We start from the raw sequence: 19,167 nt of genomic DNA, 5'->3' as shown, positions 1-19,167 counted from the left end.
GTGCGGCTGCGGTCCCGGCTCCCTGTCGACGTCCTCCGCGGCTGGCGGGCGCCGCAGCATCGGGACGGCGCCGCCCTGGTGCTGAGCTCGGCCCTCTCGTCGGTGGTGGGCCTGGGCTACTGGGTTCTGGCCGCCCGGTTGTTCCCACCGGCGGTCGTCGGGGTCAACACGACCATCGTGTCCACGCTCACCATGCTGGCGGGGATCGCTCAGCTCAATCTCGGTAGTGCCCTGCTGCGCTTCGTGCCCGAGGCGGGTCGGGGAGCCGGTCACCTCGTGGCCGCGTGCTACGCGCTCGGCGTGCTCGTCGGCACGGTCACTGGACTCGGCTTCGCGCTGGGTGCGGCGTGGTGGGCCCCGGAGCTGGTCGCTGCGTTGGGGGAGCGGCCCTTGCTGGTCCTCTTCGTGCTGGCCACCCCGGTGTGGACGGTCTTCGTCATGCAGGACTATGTCCTCACGGCGACGAAACGGGCGACGGTGGTGCCGCTCGAGAACCTCGCCTTCGCGGTGGGCAAGGTCTTCCTGCTCCTCGCTGCCTCGACCCTCGGGACCGTGGCGACGATCGCCGGGTCGTGGACCGTGGCCACGGCCATCACCGTGGTGGTCGTCAGTCTCTACCTCCGGCGCGTCCTGAGCCATGGAGCGACGACCGACGCCGCGGGAAGGGTGGCCGGCCCGGTCCTGGCACGCTACGTCGTGGCGGACTGGACCGGAACGATCTTCCTCAGCGCCGTCTACTTCGGGCTGCCTCTCCTGGTGCTGGCACGACTCGGACCGGATGCCGCGGCGACCTTCGGGGTCGTTTGGACCGTCGCCTTCGCCCTGTACCTCGTCGCCCAGAGCATGGGGCAGTCGCTCGTCGCCCACACCGCCGCGGTCCCCGAACGGGCCGAGCGGGCGGCCCGCGACATGGCCGTGAAGTCCCTGACCGTCGTCGGCCCGGCGGCCCTCGTGCTTGCGATCGGGGCTTCGCCGATCCTCCGGGTGTTCGGCGAGCACTACGTCAGGACTGGGACCGTGCTGCTCGCCCTCACGGCCCTCTCGGCGGTGCCCAACATCGTCGGCGCCGCCGGCATCGCGCTGGCGCGGGTGCACCACCGACGCCTTCTCCAGGTCGGCGTGCCACTTCTCACCGCCCTCCTCGTCATCCCATCCGCGTGGGCGTCGATGCCGGCGTTCGGTCTGGCCGGCGTGGGGATGGCCGCCCTCGTCGGCCAGAGCACGGTCGCGGGGTGCCTCCTGGTCGGCCGATGGTTCACCCGTGCCGCCCGGCTACGCTCAGTGAGTCAAGGGTGGCCCGGAAAGGGACGAAACGGTCACTGATCTGATGGAGGCGATCAAGGGTGTTGCCGCCCTACGGTCGCTGTCATGGAGGTGATCCGGACCGCGCTGGTGGCCGACCACCGCCTGTTCGTCGAGGCGCTCAAGCGGTGCTTCGCCCGCGAGCCCGACCTCTTCGTTCTGCCGCCCCGACGGACGTCCGAGCCGGACTTCGTCCCCCAGATCCGCGCAAGTCGCCCGCATGTGATCGTGGTCGTGGCGCGAGGTCTGGCATTGCCGTGGCCTCGGGTCGGGGAGCAGCTCGGCAAGGCACTCCCGGACTGCGGTCAGGTGCTCGTGGCCGACGAGGACGACGCGAGAGACGTGGTGGCCGCCGTCCGCGCGGGATTCGGAGCGTGGTTGTCACCGCACGCAGGGACCGCGGCCGTGATCGAGGCCGTCCGCGGGGTCCGCCAGGGCCACGCGCACTACCCGCCCGATCATCTGGGGGCCCTGCTCCGCGACGTCCGCCGCGTGCTCGAGGTCGAGCCTGCTCCCACCGGTCCGGTGACGGCCCTGAGTCAGCGCGAGCTCGAGGTGCTGGCCTGCCTCGTCGAGGGTTGGCCGAGTGCGCTCATCGCCGAGCACCTGGCGATGGCCCCGAACACGGTGCGCACCCACACGAACCGGATTTTCCGCAAGCTCGCGGTGCACAGCAGGCTCGAGGCGGTCCGCGTGGCCCGGGAGGCTGGGCTGACTCCCGGCCGGGCCGCCCGCTACGACGCCCGGACGAGCGCCCCTGGGGACGACCCCGGACAGTCCGTCCCCTGAGCCCGCAGTACACGGCCTGCTGCAGGCGGGGGAGGCTCCCGAGCCGTCGGCTTTCGTACGGTTCGTCGGGTGATCGATTCCTACGGCGAGACGACCGGACCCCGCGTATCGCTGGTGATCCCCGCTCGCGACGAGGCCCCCAACCTGCCCTGGGTGCTGCGTCGGGTGCCGGACATCGTCGACGAGATCGTCCTGGTCGACGGGCGGTCGACCGACGGCACGGTCGAGGTCGCCTGCGCCGTCCGTCCCGACATCCGGGTGGTCCACCAGGAGGGTCGGGGCAAGGGCGACGCACTCCGTCTCGGGTTCGAGGCTGCTCGGGGCGAACGCATCGTCATGATCGACGCGGACGGCAGCATGTCTCCCACAGAAATACCGAGATTCATCGACCTGCTCGACCGCGGCTACGACGTCGTCAAGGGCTCGCGCTTCGCCGATGGTGGGTGCTCGACGGACATCACGATCCTCCGCCGAGCCGGCAACCTCGCCCTGCTCGGCTTGTTCAACCGGCTCTACGCCTCCGGCTTCAGCGACCTCTGCTACGGCTACATCGCCTTCGACCGGAGCCACCTGTCGAGGCTCGACATGAGCTGTCCCGGCTTCGAGGTCGAGGCGCAACTTCTGATCTCCGCCATCCGGGCGAGGCTGCGCGTCACGGAGGTGGGCAGCTGTGAATCGCCTCGTTTGTGCGGAGACTCGAACCTCCGCACGTTCCGGGACGGCTCTCGGGTGCTCCGGACGGTCGTCGGCTCCCATGACCGCGGACTGAGCGGCCTGGCCGTGCAACGGCTGAGGTCGGCGTTGTGGGGGCGGCCGGCGCACGTCCCCGGACGCATCGAACCGGCAAGACCTGTGCCGATCGCTCCGGCTCCCGTGGTCCCGGTTCCCGTCGTGGCGGCTCCCGTCATCCCGGCCCCGGCGGGCGTCTGGTCGGAGCGCAGCCCCGGCTTGTCCGAGCTCCCGCAACCGACGTAGGGCGGCTGCGCCGATGGGGGATGTCGAGCCAGTGTGAAGACGGAAGTCTCGATGTCCGGACCGATTCCGCCCGTCGCGGCGGCACGAGCACGAATCGAGTAGACACATGCTGAAGTACGGAGCGGTCGTCGCCGCCTCGAAAGCGTTCTCGATGAGCCCGGCCACCCAACGGGCCTACCGGGCACTCGGCAATGTGGCCCTCGAACGGCTCCGGACCAGCCGGTCGGTCGACGAGCGCTACGTCGAGCGGGCGCGCGCGCTGCTGGCGCAGGTCGACCGGTTCGACGCATTGCAGCCGGGCGACGAGGTCCTCGAGCTCGGGACGGGCTGGCTCCACTGGGAGTCGACGGTTCTCCGTCTGTTCCACGATGTGCGGATCACCATGGTGGACGTCGTCGACAACCGCTTGTTCGGCACGTACCAGACCTGGCTTGCGCAACTGGGGAGGCATCTCGCCGCGGACGACACCCTGTCGGCCTCCCGTCGCGCCGCGGCGATGACCCTGCTCGGGGACATCCTGCGGTGCGAATCGTTCGACGAGGTCTACGACCTGCTCGGGATGCGGTACGTCGTCGACCCGACCGGACGGTTCGACGATCTGCCCGAGGAGCGTTTCGCGCTGGTGGTGAGCGCCGACGTGCTCGAACACGTTCGTCGCGAGGCACTTCCGTCCCTGCTTGCCACCACCAGGAGGGCCCTGCGTCCGGGCGGGCTCGCCGTGCACCGCATCGACCTCGTCGATCACTTCCACTACTTCGACCCGACGACCTCGCCGAAGCACTACTACCGCTACGACGACCGCACGTGGAACCGGTGGTTCGACACCGACGTGCAGTACGTCAACCGGATCCAGCGGCCCGAATGGCGGACGCTGTTCGCCGAGGCCGGCTTCGACGTCGTCCAGGAGAAGGACCACTCGCAGGCCCTTGGCCCGGTGCCCAGGGCGGCGGAGTTCGCGGGCCTCACCGCGGCGGACGTCGACTGCCTCCAGATGCTGACGGTGCATCGACGCCCGCTGGTGGCACCTGCGTATGCCCGTTCTCGTCGTGCTGTGCTGCCGCAGCCGCGGCCCGCGCAGTCCGGCGCCACGACACCGACGGTCTCGGTGTGCATCCCTGTCTACCGGGGCGAACGTTTCCTCGCCCGCACCCTCCAGCACGTCCTCGGGCAGACCACGCAGGACATGGAGGTGGTGGTCCTGGACAACGCCAGTGACGACGGGACTCCGGACGTCATCGCGTCGTTCGACGACCCGCGGCTCCGGATCGAGCGGAACCGGACCACTCTGCCGTTGACCGAGAACTGGAACCGGGCGGTCGCGCTGTCCCGGGGCCCGTTCGTCAAGTTGGTCTGCGCCGACGACCTGCTCCACCCGCGGTGCCTGGAGGTCCAGGCGGAGGCCCTGGCGTCGGCGCCGGACGTGGCCTTCGTCGTCCATCGCCAGGACCTCGTGGACTGTGAGGACCGCATCATCGCTCCCGCCCGATTCCTGCGTGGGCTCCTAGGCGTTCACGACAGGACGTCGGTACTCCGCCGAATCGTCCGCGCTGGCGCGAACCCGATCGGGGCGCCCGCCGGAGTGATGTTCCGGCGGAGCGCCTTCGACGCGACCGAAGGTTTCCGGGTCGGGCGCGAGTTCCTGGCCGATCTCGACCTGTGGGTCCAGCTCACGGAGCACGGGAACCTGCTGGGGCTCCGGGAGACGCTCGCCTCGTTCCGCATCGCTCCCGGGTCAGTGTCCGGGGGAGCGGGACGACGGGAGTACGACCTGCAGCGGCGGTTCTGCCGGGAGGTCGCGAACCTCGTCCCCTACGAGATGACCCACTCGAGCGACCGGTGGCTCGGCACCGTGAACGCACCACTCGGGCAGGCACGCCGCCACATCGCCTTCGCGGCCGGACGGGTCGCAGAGCGGGCGGGCAGCGCGGTCACAGCGACCTAGAGACGACCGACTGGGGCTACGGGGCCTAGGACGAGGGGTCGTAGTCCCCGGTCACGGGAGCCGGAGCCGACGGAACGGGCACCTCGGTACTCGGAAGGGCGTAGTACCGGGCCCAGTCGATCTGGAGTCGTCCTGGGCGCATTCCCCGGTCCGAGTTGGCGTCGAGCTGGATGTTGAGCGCCAGCGGAACGCTCGGGATCGCCTCCGGACGCTGATCGGTGACCACCGGTCGGCCGTCCACGAACCACGTCACGTGCCCCCGCGTGATCTCGACGGCGAACGTGTGCCAGGTCGCGATGTCGAGCGGGATCTGGGCGTAGTCCTGCTTGTTCGGGGGGTGGTGCAGGAAGAAGAAGGCCGAACCCTGGCCGATGTCGCCCTCGAGGAAGTCGACATCCCGCTCCCCTGAGTTGTAGGGGACGCCGACGGGGATCAGGGCCACCACCACGTGGTACGGCCTGCCGCGAGACGAGGGATCCTGGTCGGCCCGGGCCCGGACCTCCCAACGCCCGTTCCGGGCGTCCCGGCCCTCGAGCAGCATGCCGGCAGTCACCGTCGCCGCCGTTCCGGTCTGGGTCAGCAGTCCGCCGGCCACCGACACCTGCGTCGGACGTCGCGTGCCGTTCCCGCCGTTGCCGGGGCTGTCGTAGACGTTCCAGCCGGAGTCGAGGGACGTCCCGGCGAACTCGTCGGACCACGTGGGCGGGCCCCAGTTCCACCGGGTAGCCGCCGTCGGTCCGTCGTCGGCGACAGCCTGCGCATGCGGGGCCGGTGGCCACGACGGAGCACATCCCGCCCCGATCGAAAGGAGAAGGGCGAGCGCGCTGAGTCTCCCTCGCGCGGATCCTGTGGCCACGAATCTCCTCGAGAGGCGGATGTCCCTAGGACGATAGGAGGTTGCCCATCCGGCGTCGTCGAATCCGCGACGTAGTGGACGTACGTCGAATGCGGGATCTCGATCTCGATGGGTAAGAACGGCCACTGTCGGCGCAGTGATCGCCCCTTCCGGCCTAGAGGTGATGTCCGCCGAGTGGTTTAAGGTGGGCGCCGGGGGCTCGCTGAGTGTTACTGATCCGTCCTCGGTCGTGTGATGGGCGTCCCAGCAGGGTGAGGCGTCCTCGAAGTTCGGTTCCGGAGAGTCCGGAGGGGGACCAATGGCAATCGTGTTGGGCGACGGGCATGCCCTGTACGCAGATCTCTTACGGAGGGCGCTCGAGGAACAGGGACATCCGGTGGTCGCCGTGGTCGGCAATGCCGAAGATCTGTTCGCCGAGATCGAGTGTCACCGTCCGAGGGTGGTCGTGCTCCACCTGCGGTCCATGGTGACCGTGACTGGACGGCTGGGCTGCGGTGACCGGAGAGCGCTTCTGGATCGGGCCGCGCGCCTCGTGCCCTCGGCCCAGGTCGTGGTGATCGACGGCGAGGAGTCCGACGACGAACCCGTCGACATCAGCCTGAACAATCGCGTGGGATTCCTCGACGTGTCCGGCGGCCTCGAGGACCTCCTGGGCGCTCTCCACCTCCTGCGCGAGGGGAAGTCGTTCGGTCGCCGGAACTCGGACAGCCACCGAGCGCGCCCGGCCACGCCTACTGTCATCGAGCGGCTCTCGGCCTCCTTGACCGTCCGCGAGCAGGAGTGTCTCTCCCTCCTGGTCGACGGGGCCCCCACCGACCGGATCGTCATTGAACTCGGCATTTCCGTGATGACGGTGCGGAGCCACATCCAGTCGATCTTCTACAAGCTCGGCGTGCACTCGCGTCTGGAAGCGGCTGCTCTTGCCGTGAGGCATGGGCTCGTCGCGACGCATGAGAGCGCCGGCAGACGGACCGGGTGATGAACTGGGCCACTCCTCGCTGACGATGGAGTCAGCGACGTGGCAAGCAAGGCACGCGACGACGGGACGTTCGAGACCCATGCTCCGCACTCGCCGCGTCTTGCTTGCTGTTCTCCTCATTCTCGTCGGCCTCGTATGGCTGCGCGTCGACCAGCGGCTCGAGGGGCCCGTACTGCTGGTGGTCACCCCGCAACATGGGTTGACTACCGCGGACCTGCTCAGTCTCGCCGCGTTCGCGGCGGCCGCGATCCTCGTCTGGCCCGACCGTAGGTGACGGTGGGCGACGACCGCTTGAACCTCACTCACCTGCCTCGGTGATGGCCCACAGGGACGAGTCGGAGCAGCCATTCGTCCGCGCGCTGTTAGTGCGTACACAGAACGTAGCGATTGTCCGGACCGTGACGAACACGGAAGGGTGACCTGCATCGCCCTTGCGTCAGGGGATCGCGGCGTGTCGTGGCGACACGCCGTAGCGGAACAAGCGGCCTAGTAACGACGTGATCAGTTCGTGGCGATGCCCCAGGTGAAGACGCACTAAGGGGTGACGGCCGCGGGACCGGGGCGGCGGGGTGGGAGACCACTGCGCTCGAAGGTCACGATCTGGCCGTCTGTGACTATGGGGGGTCACTGGCGTGACGCAGCAGCAGGAGCGGGAGGCCGACGGCCTCGTGCTCGAGACGGCGCAGGTGTCCGAGGCGCCTGTCCAACGGAATCGATCCATGTCGGAGGTCGTCGAGGCGGCTGAGGTCGAGCCCGACGTCTACCTGACGTCCCGCCCGATGCTCGGAGTCCGATCGGCGAAGGGGTGGGCCGCCTGGATGATCGTCCCGCCGGTCGACGCGGCGATGCTCCTCCTGCCGCTCCTCTGGAACGGCAACCACTTCAAGGCCATCCTGCTCATGGCCGCCGTCTCGATGGCCCTGCTGTTCGGCGCCGGCCGCTACCGCGCCCGCCTCCACCTCAGCGTTCTCGACGAGCTCCCGACCCTGATGGGTCGCCTCCTCACCGCCGGCGCGGTGGTTGCCACCCTCTTCGCCCTGATCAACAATCAGGCGGAGGTCGCGTCCTTCCTGGGGACGCTCCTGGTCACGATCGCGCTCGTCCTGGTCGGTCGCATGACCACGACGATGCTCATCCTCACCGCCCGTCGGCGTCGGGTCGTCGCGCACCGCACGATCATCGTCGGCGGGGGAGTGCGGGCCGCGGAGATGGCGACCCTGCTCGCCCGCTACCCGCAGTACGGGCTGGTGCCGGTCGGCTTCGTCGACGACAGCCGGGACTGCGAGGCCGGTCGGGTCACCAGCCACCTCGGGCGGGTCCGCGACCTCGAGCTCCTGGTGCCCGCGACCGGCGCCGACGTCCTGCTCGTCGCCGACGGCGACCTGGCCGAGACCGAGCTCCTCGACATCGTCCGCAGTCCCGAGTGCCTCGACTGCGACCTGCTGGTCATCCCGCGGCTGCCGCAGTTCCACACCCAGGTCGGGATCGTGGACCACATCGGGTCGGTCCCGGTGATGCGCATCCGCAACCCGTCGCTCGAGGGTCCGACCTGGGCCGCCAAGCGCGCCTTCGACGTCGTGGTCAGCGCTCTCGCTCTCCTCGTCCTCGCCCCCGTCATGACGGTGTGCGCGATCGCGGTGCGCCTCGAGGGCGGGCCCGGCTTTCTCTTCCGCCAGGACCGGGTCGGTCGTCACGGCCAGGTGTTCTCCTGCCTGAAGTTCCGCTCGATGAAGCCGGCGACCGCCTCCGAGTCGGCCACGCAGTGGAACATCGGGAACGACAAGCGGGTCGGCCCGGTTGGCAAGGTGCTTCGTCGCACCTCGCTGGACGAGCTCCCGCAGCTCTGGAGCATCCTGCGTGGCGACATGACCCTGGTCGGGCCTCGCCCCGAGCGACCGCACTTCGTCAGCCAGTTCTCCGCCGAGGTCGATCGCTACGACCACCGGCACCGCGTGCGCGCCGGCCTCACGGGCCTGGCTCAGGTGAGCGGTCTTCGCGGGGACACCCCGATCAGCGACCGCGCCCGCTTCGACAACTACTACATCGAGAACTGGTCGCTCTGGCTCGACGCCAAGGTCATCCTGCGGACCTTCAGCGAGGTGTTCTTCGCCCGCGGGCGCTGACACCCACACGGTGGCGACAACACGTACAGGGCGTGATCTTCGACCAGAAGGTCTAGCTCGCTAGTCCCTCAGGTGGACGACGATGCCACTCCTCCGGCGATGTAGCTTGGTCGCCCTGGGAGGACCGTGCTGTCCGTAAGTGGGGGTGGACAGATAGTGACGGCAACTCCCGGAGGGGTGGGGGACTCGAGTGACTGCACGGCTGGAGACCGAGGACGCGCGACCGAGGCTGGATGAGGTAGCGCCACCGCGGACGGGGGGCGTGCTCGTCCACGAGTGGATCGCCCAGGCCGGGGGATCGGAGAACGTGCTGGAGGCGATGAGCACCTCGTTCCCCGACGCCGACATCCACTGTCTGTGGAACGACTCGTCGGGACGCTTCGACGCCAGCCGCGTCCACGAGTCGTGGATGGCGCGCACGCCGTTCCGCAGGAGCAAGGCGCTCGCCCTGCCGCTCATGCCCGTCGCCTGGCGCACCCTGCAGGACCAGGGCTACGAGTGGGCGCTCATCAGCTCCCACGCCTTCGCCCACCACGCGCACTTCCGCGGTGCACCGGCCACCTTCCGGCGCTTCGTCTACGTCCACACCCCGGCCCGCTACGTGTGGTCCCGCGCCCACGACGCGCGCGGCGACGGCCTCCTCGCGCGCATCGCATCGCGCGCTCTGCGTCCGCTCGACCGCCGTCGCGCCGGTGAAGGCGCGGAGTTCGCGGCGAACAGCCACTTCGTCCGCGAGCGGATCCGCCGGACCTGGGGTGTCGACGCCCGGGTCATCCACCCCCCGGTCGACGTCGAGCTGATCCAGTCGGTCGACGACTGGCGCAGCGAGCTCACCGACGGCGAGCGCCGCTTCCTCGACCTCCTGCCGAGCGACTTCGTGCTCGGTGCCTCGCGCTTCATCCCTTACAAGCGACTCGAGGACGTCATCCGCACCGGCGAGGCTCTCAGCAAGCCCGTCGTGCTGGCCGGCCGCGGGCCACACCGCCGCGTGCTCGAGGACGCCGCGGCGACCGCGAACGTCCCGGTGATCTTCGTCGACGCACCGTCGCGCGCCATGCTGTACGCGCTGTACCAGCGGACCGCGCTGTACGTGTTCCCGGCCGTCGAGGACTTCGGGATCATGCCCGTGGAGGCCATGGCCGCGGGTGCCCCGGTGCTGGCCCAGGTCGAGGGCGGTGCCGCGGAAAGCGTCATCCCAGGTCTCACAGGCGGATTGGTCGCGTTCGACGACGACGACGCCATCCGTCGCGCCGCGTACGAAGCCATGCAGACTCTGCAGAGTCACCGTCGCGAACACGCCAAGGAATTCTCCCTCGCCCGCTTCCAGCGCGAGATCGCCGAGTGGGTGAGCCAAGGTTGAGCCGCATCGTCATTAACGGCGCCTTTCGGGGCCAGCGGGTCACTGGCCAGCAGCGCTATGCCACTGAGGTGGCGAGCCGCCTACTTGTCGACCCGGAGGTGGAGGAACTGCGTCCGCAAGGGGTGTTTGCTCGCTCGACGCTACTGGTCTGGATATGGGTACAGCTGGTCCTGCCGATCCTCGCGGGCAACCGCGTCATCGTGTCTATGACCTCGCGCGCGCCCGTCTGGCGTCGGTGCACCGTCCTCGTGGTGCACGACCTGTTCGTGCTGAACCATCCGGAGTGGTACTCGCGGCGCTACATCTGGACACACGCCCCACTGCTGCGCCTGCAGCTGCGCAGCGCTGGAACGGTTGTCGCGGTCAGCGAGCCGGTGGCGCAGCAGCTCGCGGCCTATCGCACCGACCGCGTGGCGGTCGCGCCCAACGCCCCTAGTGCCGAGTTCGACTCGACAAAACACGACCTTCCTGACGACGAGGCGGTGCGGGAGCGTGAGCTTACGGCTGGCTCGTATCTACTCGCGGTCGGCAGCCGGGACCCGAGGAAGAACCTCCCCCGTCTACTCGGCGCGTACGGCTCGCTGGCCGCGGACGTTCGCTCGCGCACACCGCTGTTGCTAGTGGGAGGCGGTAGCGCGATCTTCCGACACGAGGAGCTGACGGTGCCCGACGGCGTGATCGACGCCGAGTTCGTCTCCGACGACCATCTGAGGCAGCTCTACCGCCACTCGCGGTGCGTCCTGCTCGTCAGCCTCGACGAGGGCTTCGGCCTCCCGATCGTCGAGGCGGCGACCGCAGGCGCCCCGGCGTTGCTCGTGTCCGAAATACCGGTCTTCCGCTGGATCTGCGGCGACCAGGCCCGGTACGTCGACCCGTCGAGCGTTCACGACATCGCCGCTGGCCTAGCGCGCGAGCTCGACGGCGCGCCGTCCTCGCGGCTAGACCACGACCGCTTCACATGGGAGGAGACCGCAGCAGCGATTACGTCCGCCTCACGGGGCTGACGACTCTGCGGCCCGGTCGGGAACGGGCGGCAGTAGAGAACATGAATGTCGGGGATGGAGAGTGATGAGCGCCCAAGAACATCTCAGGGTCCTACGCGAACGCTGGCTGACGGTCGTCGCCGTCGTTGTGCTTGCAATGGGCCTGGGAGTGGCTTACCTGGCGCTCCGCCCGCCCGTATATACGGCGGCCCTCCAGATGTACGTCTCGTCGCCCGCGGCCGGGAACTCGGACTCCGCGTCGCTGTCCGGAGCCCAGCTCGCGCAGGACCGGGTGAAGTCCTATCAGGAATTGGTTACGAGCCCTCGCGTGCTGACGGCGGCCATAGCGGCCACTCGACTGCCACTGACCGTGACGGAGTTGCGAGGCAAGATGGACGCGACGGTTACCGACGGGTCGGTCGTGATGGTCGTGAACGTCTCCGATGCGTCTCCTGAGACCGCAGCCGCGATCGCCAACGCGGTCGGGAACGCCATGACTGCCACCGTCGACAGCCTTGAGCGCCCGACGGTGCCCGGCCCGGTCACCGCGCCGGTGATGACCGTGCGGGCAGTGGAGCCGGCCCCGGTGCCCGAGGACCAGTCGTCCGCCGGGCCGAAGCGGGTCTTGGGTATCGCGTTCCTGCTTGGGCTCGCGACCGGGGTCGCCGCGGCTATCTCGCGCAACGCCGCCGACAACAGCGTGCGGGCGCCAGAGCAGTTGGCCGAGATCGTCGACGCACCGAACCTGGGCCAGATCACGGTCGAGTCGAACCTCACCAAGCGCCCGTTGATCGTCATCGACGAACCGAACTCCGCGACTGCCGAGGACTTCCGCCGCCTGCGGACGAATCTGCAGTTCATCGAGGCGGACAAGGACCACAAGGTGCTTGCGGTCTGCAGCGCCTTGCCCGCGGAGGGAAAGACCACGACGGCGGTAAATCTGGCCCTGGCACTGGCCGCCGCGGGCCACCGGGTTCTGCTCATCGACGCCGACCTCCGTCGCCCAGCGATCGCGGAGCGGTTTGTCCTCGATAATTCCGCGGGCCTGACCAACGTCCTGGCCGGGGCGATCGGACTGTTCCAGGCGGTGCAGAACGTGCCCGCCGTCAAGCTGGACGTGCTCACGAGCGGCACGATTCCACCGAACCCGAGCGAACTCCTGGCCAGCGCCCAGAACGCCCGCGTCATCGAGGAGAGCCGTGCCCGCTACGACGTCGTCCTGATCGACACGCCGCCCCTGCTGCCTGTCAGCGACGCGGCGGCCCTTGCCCCGGCGACCGATGCTTCGGTGCTCGTGTGCCGCGCGAACCGCACGTCCTCGGTCGAAGCGCGTCGAGCTGCAGAGGCGCTCCGTTCCGTGTCGAGCAAGGTCGGTGGCGTCGTGCTGGTCGGGGGGGATCGCAGCGGCCGGCGTCTCGGCTCGTACTCCTACGCCGCGTCCTCGCAGGCGAGCGTCCCGGTCTCCCCGGTCCTTCCGAACGCCACACCGTCCGAGGCGCCGCCCTTCGAGCAAGAGCACGACGGTCGGCCGACACTCGGGTCCAAGCCGGACGAGGCCCATCGGCGCCCGCGGCCCCGGCCGCGGCCTCAGCCGGTGGGTCAGCGCTCTGCGAACGGACGGCATCTCGACGCCGGGACCGAGCAGATTGCCGGCCGGTGGAACGGACACGGCTAGGTGTCGATCGTCGGAGCTCTCGTCGTGCTCGCTGCCGCAGTCACGCTGTTCACGGACGTGGAGCGGCTGCCGCTGCTGCTGGCGGCGGCGGTGCCGTTTGCCGCCACCAGTGCGGTGACGGTCGCGGGCCAGAGTGTTATCCCCTACCACCTGGTCGCGATCCTTCTCATCGCGACATCCGGCGGTTTGCTCCTGCGGGCCTACCACGCGGACCTGTCGACGCTGCCCGGCGCCCGACCGCTCCTCGCGTTCGGCGTCTGGGCCGTGATTGTCACCATGACGAGTCCGCGCATTTTCGCAGGTCTGAAGGTGCTGGATCCTCGACGTGGGATCGATCTCGGCGTCAAGCAACCGGGGTCGCTCGAACCGTCGATCTCCAACGTCGCGCAGAGCGGCTACCTCGTCCTCGCCGTGCTCGTCGTCGCCGTCATCGCCTTCCATCCCTATCCTGCGTACAGGCTCCCGGGCCTCGCGTTCGGCCTCGGCACGGTGCTGAACACCCTCAAGGGTCTCCTGCCGGAGTCGGTGCAGACGCAGGTGTTCGACAACTCTTCGAACGTCACATATACCGCCGGGACCTTCGACGGCGTGGAGCGCATGCGCGGCTTATTCTCCGAACCGGCCGGTCTCGGTGCCTTCTCGGTCGCCGCCTTCATCTTCTTCGCGGTGTCCACTGCCCGCTCGACCGGGCCCTTGCGCTACATCTGCTTGCTGTTCGCCATCTGGTCGTTCACCAACGCCGCTCTCTCCTATTCCGGCGGTGCCGTGGTCACAGGTGTCCTTGTCGCTCTCGTGGTGTTCGCCCGGGGGGCCTATGTCGTCATCGTCGGGCGGCAGAGGATCTCCAATCTCGGAGCCGCGGGAATGGTCGCAGTGCTTCCGATCGCTGCGATCGCCGGGCCGGCCGTGTCCGATTTCGTTGATGCAATCGTCGTCGACAAGTCGGGAAGCACTTCGGCGGCGAACCGATCGGCGGCCGACCAGTTCTCCTTTGGTGTTCTTGGCGACTCGTCGGGGATCGGGACCGGCCTGGGGTCAAACCGCCCGTCCTCGTTCGTGGCGACGGTGCTCTCCAACGTCGGAGTGCTCGGTGCGCTGCTCCTCGTCGTCGCCCTCGTCCTGGTGCTCGGGTACGCGTTCCGGGACGCTCGCTACCAGCCGGCCGTATGGTCCGCGATCGCCCTTATGATCAGCAAGGCCGTCTCGGGGCCGGACGTGTCAGAACCGATCTTGTGGTTCCTGTTCGCAGTGTGCGCGCAGGGCGCGTGGCGACGGCACGCCACCGCGCCCGACGAGCCCGCGCCCGGCGGCGTGGCCCCGTCGTCGTCTCCCCGGCGCCGGTTCGTCGCGGACGGGTCGAGGCTAGGGCTCAGATGACCAGTCAGCTGAAAGCCCTGTTGCGCCCGCCAGCGGTGGCGGCGGTCCTCGCCGCCGAGCACGCCGTCGCCGCTCGTCGCATGGGTCGCGCCCGGACCGAGGAGCGGGGCTCCACCTGGCGGGTCGAGGCTTTCTACGCCAAACCGAACGGGCTGACCCGCGGAGCGCAGCTCCAGGTGGACTCGATGGGACGGGCGGGCGTCCCGACCTCTCCGGGAAGCGCCGGTCCGGCCGACGGCGGCCTCGCGACGGGAGCGGGCAGCAACCTGGTCCTGCACTCGGGCGCGCCCGAGTGCGCCCGGCTGATCAACGGTCTCGCCCTCCCACCTCTGTCGGTGTACCCGATCGGGTACTGGGCGTGGGAGCTGCCCGATCCGCCGCGCGATTGGAAGCGCTACCAGGGACTCGTCTCCGAGATATGGACGCCGAGCACGTTCTCCGCGGCATCGCTCCGACGGCTCTTCGATATCCCGGTGTACGTGGTCCCGCACCGCGTGGCTCCCGAGCCCCGGCGCGCCCGCGATCCCGACTCGATCTTCACGGTACTGACAATGGCGGACAGCCGATCGAGCTTCGACCGGAAGAACCCGATTGGCGCGGTTTCGGCGTTCCGGCGAGCGTTTGGCGACCGCTCCGACGTCCGTCTGATTGTGAAGCTTCTTGGTCGCCCCTCCGAGGTCAGCGAGCTCGTCAACGCCGTCGGTGGGGCCTCGAACATCGAGTTCCTGACCGAGACGCTCGGGCTCGACGAGCTGCGTGCCCTCTTCCGGCAGTCCGACGTCCTGCTGTCGTTGCATCGAGCGGAGGGCTTCGGGCTGCCGATCCTCGAGGCGATGGCGCACGGCACCCCGGCCGTCGCGACCGGCTGGTCGGGCAACCTCGACTTCATGGGCCCGGACGACGGGATCCTCGTTCCCTATCGCCTCGTCGACGTGCGGGACCGAGCCGGCGTTTACCGCCATCGCAGTCAGTGGGCCGATCCTGACGTCGAGTACGCGGCGACGGCGCTCCGCGAACTCGCGGACGACCCGGTCGGCTACGCCTCGCTCAGCCGAGCCGCTCACAAGAGCGCTCAGCAGCTCGTGCGATTCGCTTCGCCGTGGCACGAGCACAATTCGTCGTCTGGGGCCGACTGCGGGGAGAGCGAGCCGTGACATCGGTCCACCGCGCCCTGCTGCTCGTGTCGGCGTCCTCCGTTCTCGTGCCGGTCGTTGGGCTCGTCACGGCTCCAGTGCTCGCCAACGTCCTCGGTGCGGCGGGGCGAGGGCAGTCCGCGGCCGCCGCCGCCCCGCTCCTCGTCCTGTCCGCCGCCGGCAGCCTCGGTCTTCCCCAGGCGGTGACGTACTACGTCGCCCAAGGCCGCCGCTTGTCCTCCTCCGTCGTCGCGGCCGTAGTTGGGATCACTGTCGTGATCGGCGTGGCGTCGACGGTCGGGATCGCGGCGGCCCGCGGCTACCTTTCCGACGCCGATCCCCTGCTCGCCGATCTCATCGTCGTCGGCGGAGTCTTCGTGACGCCCGCGCTGCTCGTCGGGCTCCTCCGGGGCCGCGCCGCTGGGCTGCAGCGATGGAACGAGGTCGCGGCCGAAAAGGCCCTGACTACGCTCGTGCGCGCCGTCACAATTGTGGGGCTCGCGGCCACCGGAGGCCTCGACCTGCTCACGGCGGTCCTCGCCGTGTGCCTTTCGCCGGTGATCGGGGGGATGACCTACCTGCCGGGGCTCCGGCCGAGCGCGCGCAGGCGAGCATCGGTCAGCGTGCCGATCCACGCCCCGCCCGCCCGTCTCGGCGGTCTGCTTCGTTTCGGGTCGTCGGTGTGGATGGGTTCGGTCGCCACTATGCTGATGGCGCGAATCAACGAAATCTTCTTGATCCCGCTGTCCGACGCCACGCAGCTCGGCCTGCTCGTCGTGGCAGTGACCATCTCCGATATCCCGTGGATCGTTACGCAAGCGCTGCGTGACGTGCTGTTCGGCGCTAGCAGCCGCACGATGGACTCCAAGGTGCTGACCCAGGCGTCCCGGATCTGTTCCGCCGGAGCGGCCCTGCTGTGCGTCGGGGTCGCGGTGACCCTACCCTGGTGGCTCGTCCCCGTGTTTGGTGGCGACTTCGCGCGCGCCCTATGGCCCACAAACCTGCTCCTGCTCGGCGCCTGCGCTGCGGTGCCGGGCCTCATCGCGGGAGCCGCGCTGGAGGCGTCGGGTCGACCGCACGTCCGGTCGCTGACGCTCGTGGCGAGCCTCGTCTTGGACGGCGCCCTCGTCTTCGCGCTCGTCCCCGAGTTCGGGGCGGTGGGGGCGGCTGCGGCCGTCGTAGTGGCCACCCTATTCGCCAGCGTCGTCTCCGTCGTCCTCGCGGGCCGAGAACTCGGCGTCCCCGCCTCCCGCTTCGTCGGCCTGACCCGGGCGGACGTCCGACTCCTCGGCGCGGCCCCGGCCACGGTGCGCAGAGCCGTGAACACGCGGCGGAAGGAGCAACACATCTCATGAACAGTTCCGGCGCTCATCCACCTACGGCGAGCGCGATGGGGACGGGCGTGCGACGTCACGTCCATGTGCATCTCGACTGGGGACGCAGCCCGGAGTCGTGGCGGCGCAAGGTGGAGGCTCGTGAGGTCAGGGGTGCCGACTCGTACGGGTACCAGACGCTGCGTGAGTTCTACGAGGTCACCTTCTCTCGCGACCTGCCCCGGGAGCCCTGGGCGGTGACGGCTCACCGGGCGTTGCGCAAGGTGCTCGGCTTCGACCTTGCCCACCTCTGGACCAACCGTATGCAGCTGCGGCGCAGCGACGTCGTCGTCACCCACACCGAGTTCGAGTTCATCGGCGTCCTCGTGCTCCTCCGGTTGTTCCGCGACCGACGCCGGAAGGTCCTCTGCCAGGCGGTGTGGCTCTGGGACCGTTGGCCGTATCTCCTCCCGCTGCAGCGACTGGCATACCGGCACCTCATGAACCGGGCACTGGTGCTGACCACGCACAGCCACGAGAACGTCGTCGTGTGTCGTGACGTCGTACCGTCCGTGCCGGCCGTCGTCGTCCCCTTCGGGATCCAGCCGCTCCCGCCCATCGCGGTCGCGGTGGACCACGCCGACCACGCGCGGCCGCGCGTGTTGAGCGCGGGGAACGACAAGGACCGCGACTGGGACGTGCTCGCTCGAGCTGCGGCACGGACGCCGCTCGACCTCCGAGTTCGCAGCTCCAGTCGGGTGGCCCGCGCCTCGCTCGACGAGGTGGATGCATCGGTAAGACCGTCGATCGACGTCGACGAGTTCCTCGACGATCTGTCGTGGTGTGACGTGGTCGTCGTCCCGCTCTCGTCCAACCGGCACGCAAGCGGCGTCACCGTGGCCCTTGAGGCGCTGTCGGTCGGCCGCCCCGTGGTGGTGGCCGACACCGGGGGACTCCGCGACTACTTCGGAGACGCCGTTCAGTACTACGACGTCGGTGATGCGGCGTCCCTGGTCGCTTCGATTCGAGCGGCACTCGTCGCCGGGCCGTCGGTCGTCGGACGACATTGCCCCCACGCTCACTTGAAAAGCCGAGGCCTCCGCAGCGAGGACTACGCGCGGAGGCACATGGTCCTGATCGAGAGCCTGCTGAGCGGACGAGGTGTCCCCGCGCAGGTCTCGGAGTTCGTGCCTCCGTGTATCTCGACGGTCGAGCGCTAGATGCGGCTGCTCCTCGTCAACTCCTTGTACTCACCCCGGGGAGGTGGTGGAGCCGAGCGCTCCGCCGCCGAGCTCGCGTCGAGTCTCATCGATGACGGACACGAGGTCGCCGTCGCCACACTCGGTCCGCCGGCCGACGGACTGTCGGTCTCCGTCGAGCACGTGCAGGGCGTCCAGGTCTTCCGGTGGGCCACTAGCAGTTACGCATCCCTCGACGGTGCGCCAGTGACTCCGCTCGACAAGGTCGTGTGGCACGCTCGAGAGGAGTATCGATCAGAGGCTGACCGCTTCCTCAAACGTGTCGTAGGATGCTCTCGCGCCGATGTGCTCCACTCGAATAACATCGCCTGCTTCGGGCCGTCAAGAATCGAGGTAGCCGAGCAATATCCCTGGGTCCACGCCCTCAGGGGCTACAATCCGATCTGCTCGCGGACAACACGCTATCGGGCGCCGGTGAGCTGTGACGGCATCTGTCGGAAGTGCCAGATCCTAACCGTTCGACGTCGCAGTGCTCCTGTTCCCAATCTGTTGGTCAGTGTGAGTTCGCACATCGCAGGTGCGCATCGTCGGCTTGGGGTATGGCCGACTGCACCGACTGCGACCGTCGCCAATCAGCAGGTGGTGGTTCAAGCGGTTGGTCGGCGAGTGGTCTCGCGAATCACGACCGTCGGCTACATCGGAGCCGTGGACCGCAAGAAGGGGGTCGATCTCTTGCTCGATGCCTTCGCCATGGTGGACCACCTGGACCTCCGTCTCATCGGCGCCGGCGAGGTGCCAGACGAACTGCGTGATCGCGCACGATCGCTCGCCCCGTCGTCCCGGGTGTCTTTCGTCGGCCACGTGTCCATCGACCACTTCCTGACTCAGGTCGATCTGGTCGTGGTGCCGAGCCGGTGGGAGGAACCCTTTGGTCGTGTCGCAGCCGAAGCGGCCTCGACCGGCTTCTCCGTGCTCGTGTCTGACAAGAGTGGTTTCCTGAGACGGTCAGAGGTGTCGCGAACTCTTATGTCGTGGCCGAAGACCACCCGGAGGCGTGGGCGGCGGCGATCACGACAGCGGTGCAACAGCGGTCGCATTCCCGCGTCGGCGGTGAGTCGGGATGTCGAGCGGAGGCAACCGTGACGGTAGGAGAGCAGTACG

General features: G+C 69.0%; 15 protein-coding genes. 14 read left to right on the top strand and 1 reads right to left on the bottom strand.

Annotated elements, in window-relative coordinates; genetic code table 11:
* The 4 genes from ACFPBZ_RS05300 (at position 1) to ACFPBZ_RS05285 (ending at position 5,008) form a co-directional block, all read left to right on the top strand.
* Entirely contained in the window at positions 1–1,323 is a 1,323-nt protein-coding gene (locus ACFPBZ_RS05300) for a lipopolysaccharide biosynthesis protein (protein WP_378034963.1), read from the top strand.
* A 45-nt stretch (positions 1,324–1,368) separates the two neighbouring features.
* The gene (locus tag ACFPBZ_RS05295) at positions 1,369–2,091 is read left to right on the top strand and encodes a response regulator transcription factor (RefSeq protein ID WP_378034962.1); all 723 of its coding nucleotides are present in this window, start codon (positions 1,369–1,371) and stop codon (positions 2,089–2,091) included.
* A 69-nt stretch (positions 2,092–2,160) separates the two neighbouring features.
* Positions 2,161–3,066, top strand: coding sequence for a glycosyltransferase family 2 protein (locus ACFPBZ_RS05290; protein WP_378034961.1), 906 nt, complete (start codon positions 2,161–2,163; stop codon positions 3,064–3,066).
* A 106-nt stretch (positions 3,067–3,172) separates the two neighbouring features.
* The gene (locus tag ACFPBZ_RS05285; protein WP_378034960.1) at positions 3,173–5,008 is read left to right on the top strand and encodes a glycosyltransferase; all 1,836 of its coding nucleotides are present in this window, start codon (positions 3,173–3,175) and stop codon (positions 5,006–5,008) included.
* Positions 5,009–5,033: 25 nt separating this feature from the next.
* Here the strand turns inward: ACFPBZ_RS05285 and ACFPBZ_RS05280 are convergent, their stop codons facing one another.
* Positions 5,034–5,603 carry a glycoside hydrolase family 16 protein gene (locus ACFPBZ_RS05280; RefSeq protein WP_378034959.1) on the bottom strand — a complete coding sequence of 190 codons (570 nt, stop codon included), beginning with the start codon at positions 5,601–5,603 and terminating at the stop codon, positions 5,034–5,036.
* Positions 5,604–6,240: 637 nt separating this feature from the next.
* On the opposite strand from ACFPBZ_RS05280, the gene ACFPBZ_RS05275 reads away from it, so the two are divergent.
* From ACFPBZ_RS05275 to ACFPBZ_RS05230, 10 genes are all read left to right on the top strand, one after another.
* A complete protein-coding gene (locus ACFPBZ_RS05275; protein WP_378034958.1) occupies positions 6,241–6,843 on the top strand; it encodes a helix-turn-helix transcriptional regulator in 603 nt (200 codons plus the stop codon).
* A gap of 632 nt (positions 6,844–7,475) precedes the next feature.
* Complete coding sequence (locus ACFPBZ_RS05270; protein ID WP_378034957.1) at positions 7,476–8,966, top strand: sugar transferase; 1,491 nt, start codon at positions 7,476–7,478, stop codon at positions 8,964–8,966.
* Positions 8,967–9,228: 262 nt separating this feature from the next.
* Positions 9,229–10,326, top strand: coding sequence for a glycosyltransferase (locus ACFPBZ_RS05265; RefSeq protein WP_378034956.1), 1,098 nt, complete (start codon positions 9,229–9,231; stop codon positions 10,324–10,326).
* Positions 10,323–11,330 (top strand): glycosyltransferase family 4 protein, encoded by a 1,008-nt coding sequence (locus ACFPBZ_RS05260; RefSeq protein WP_378034955.1) that lies wholly within the window; start codon positions 10,323–10,325, stop codon positions 11,328–11,330. Before ACFPBZ_RS05265 ends, ACFPBZ_RS05260 begins: the two co-directional genes overlap by 4 nt.
* Before the next feature lie 64 nt (positions 11,331–11,394).
* Positions 11,395–12,984, top strand: coding sequence for a tyrosine-protein kinase domain-containing protein (locus ACFPBZ_RS05255; protein ID WP_378034954.1), 1,590 nt, complete (start codon positions 11,395–11,397; stop codon positions 12,982–12,984).
* Entirely contained in the window at positions 12,985–14,361 is a 1,377-nt protein-coding gene (locus ACFPBZ_RS05250) for a hypothetical protein (protein WP_378034953.1), read from the top strand.
* Complete coding sequence (locus ACFPBZ_RS05245) at positions 14,358–15,515, top strand: glycosyltransferase family 4 protein (protein WP_378034952.1); 1,158 nt, start codon at positions 14,358–14,360, stop codon at positions 15,513–15,515. Before ACFPBZ_RS05250 ends, ACFPBZ_RS05245 begins: the two co-directional genes overlap by 4 nt.
* Entirely contained in the window at positions 15,512–16,849 is a 1,338-nt protein-coding gene (locus tag ACFPBZ_RS05240) for a lipopolysaccharide biosynthesis protein (RefSeq protein ID WP_378034951.1), read from the top strand. The genes ACFPBZ_RS05245 and ACFPBZ_RS05240 overlap by 4 nt, the downstream gene beginning before the upstream one ends.
* 65 nt (positions 16,850–16,914) lie before the next feature.
* Positions 16,915–18,027 carry a glycosyltransferase gene (locus ACFPBZ_RS05235; RefSeq protein ID WP_378034950.1) on the top strand — a complete coding sequence of 371 codons (1,113 nt, stop codon included), beginning with the start codon at positions 16,915–16,917 and terminating at the stop codon, positions 18,025–18,027.
* Complete coding sequence (locus ACFPBZ_RS05230) at positions 18,028–19,149, top strand: glycosyltransferase (protein WP_378034949.1); 1,122 nt, start codon at positions 18,028–18,030, stop codon at positions 19,147–19,149.
* Positions 19,150–19,167: the final 18 nt, after the last annotated feature.

The organism is Actinomycetospora atypica, from assembly GCF_042653685.1.
GTDB lineage: Bacteria > Actinomycetota > Actinomycetes > Mycobacteriales > Pseudonocardiaceae > Actinomycetospora > Actinomycetospora atypica.
This window is presented reverse-complemented; position numbering and strand designations above follow the sequence as displayed.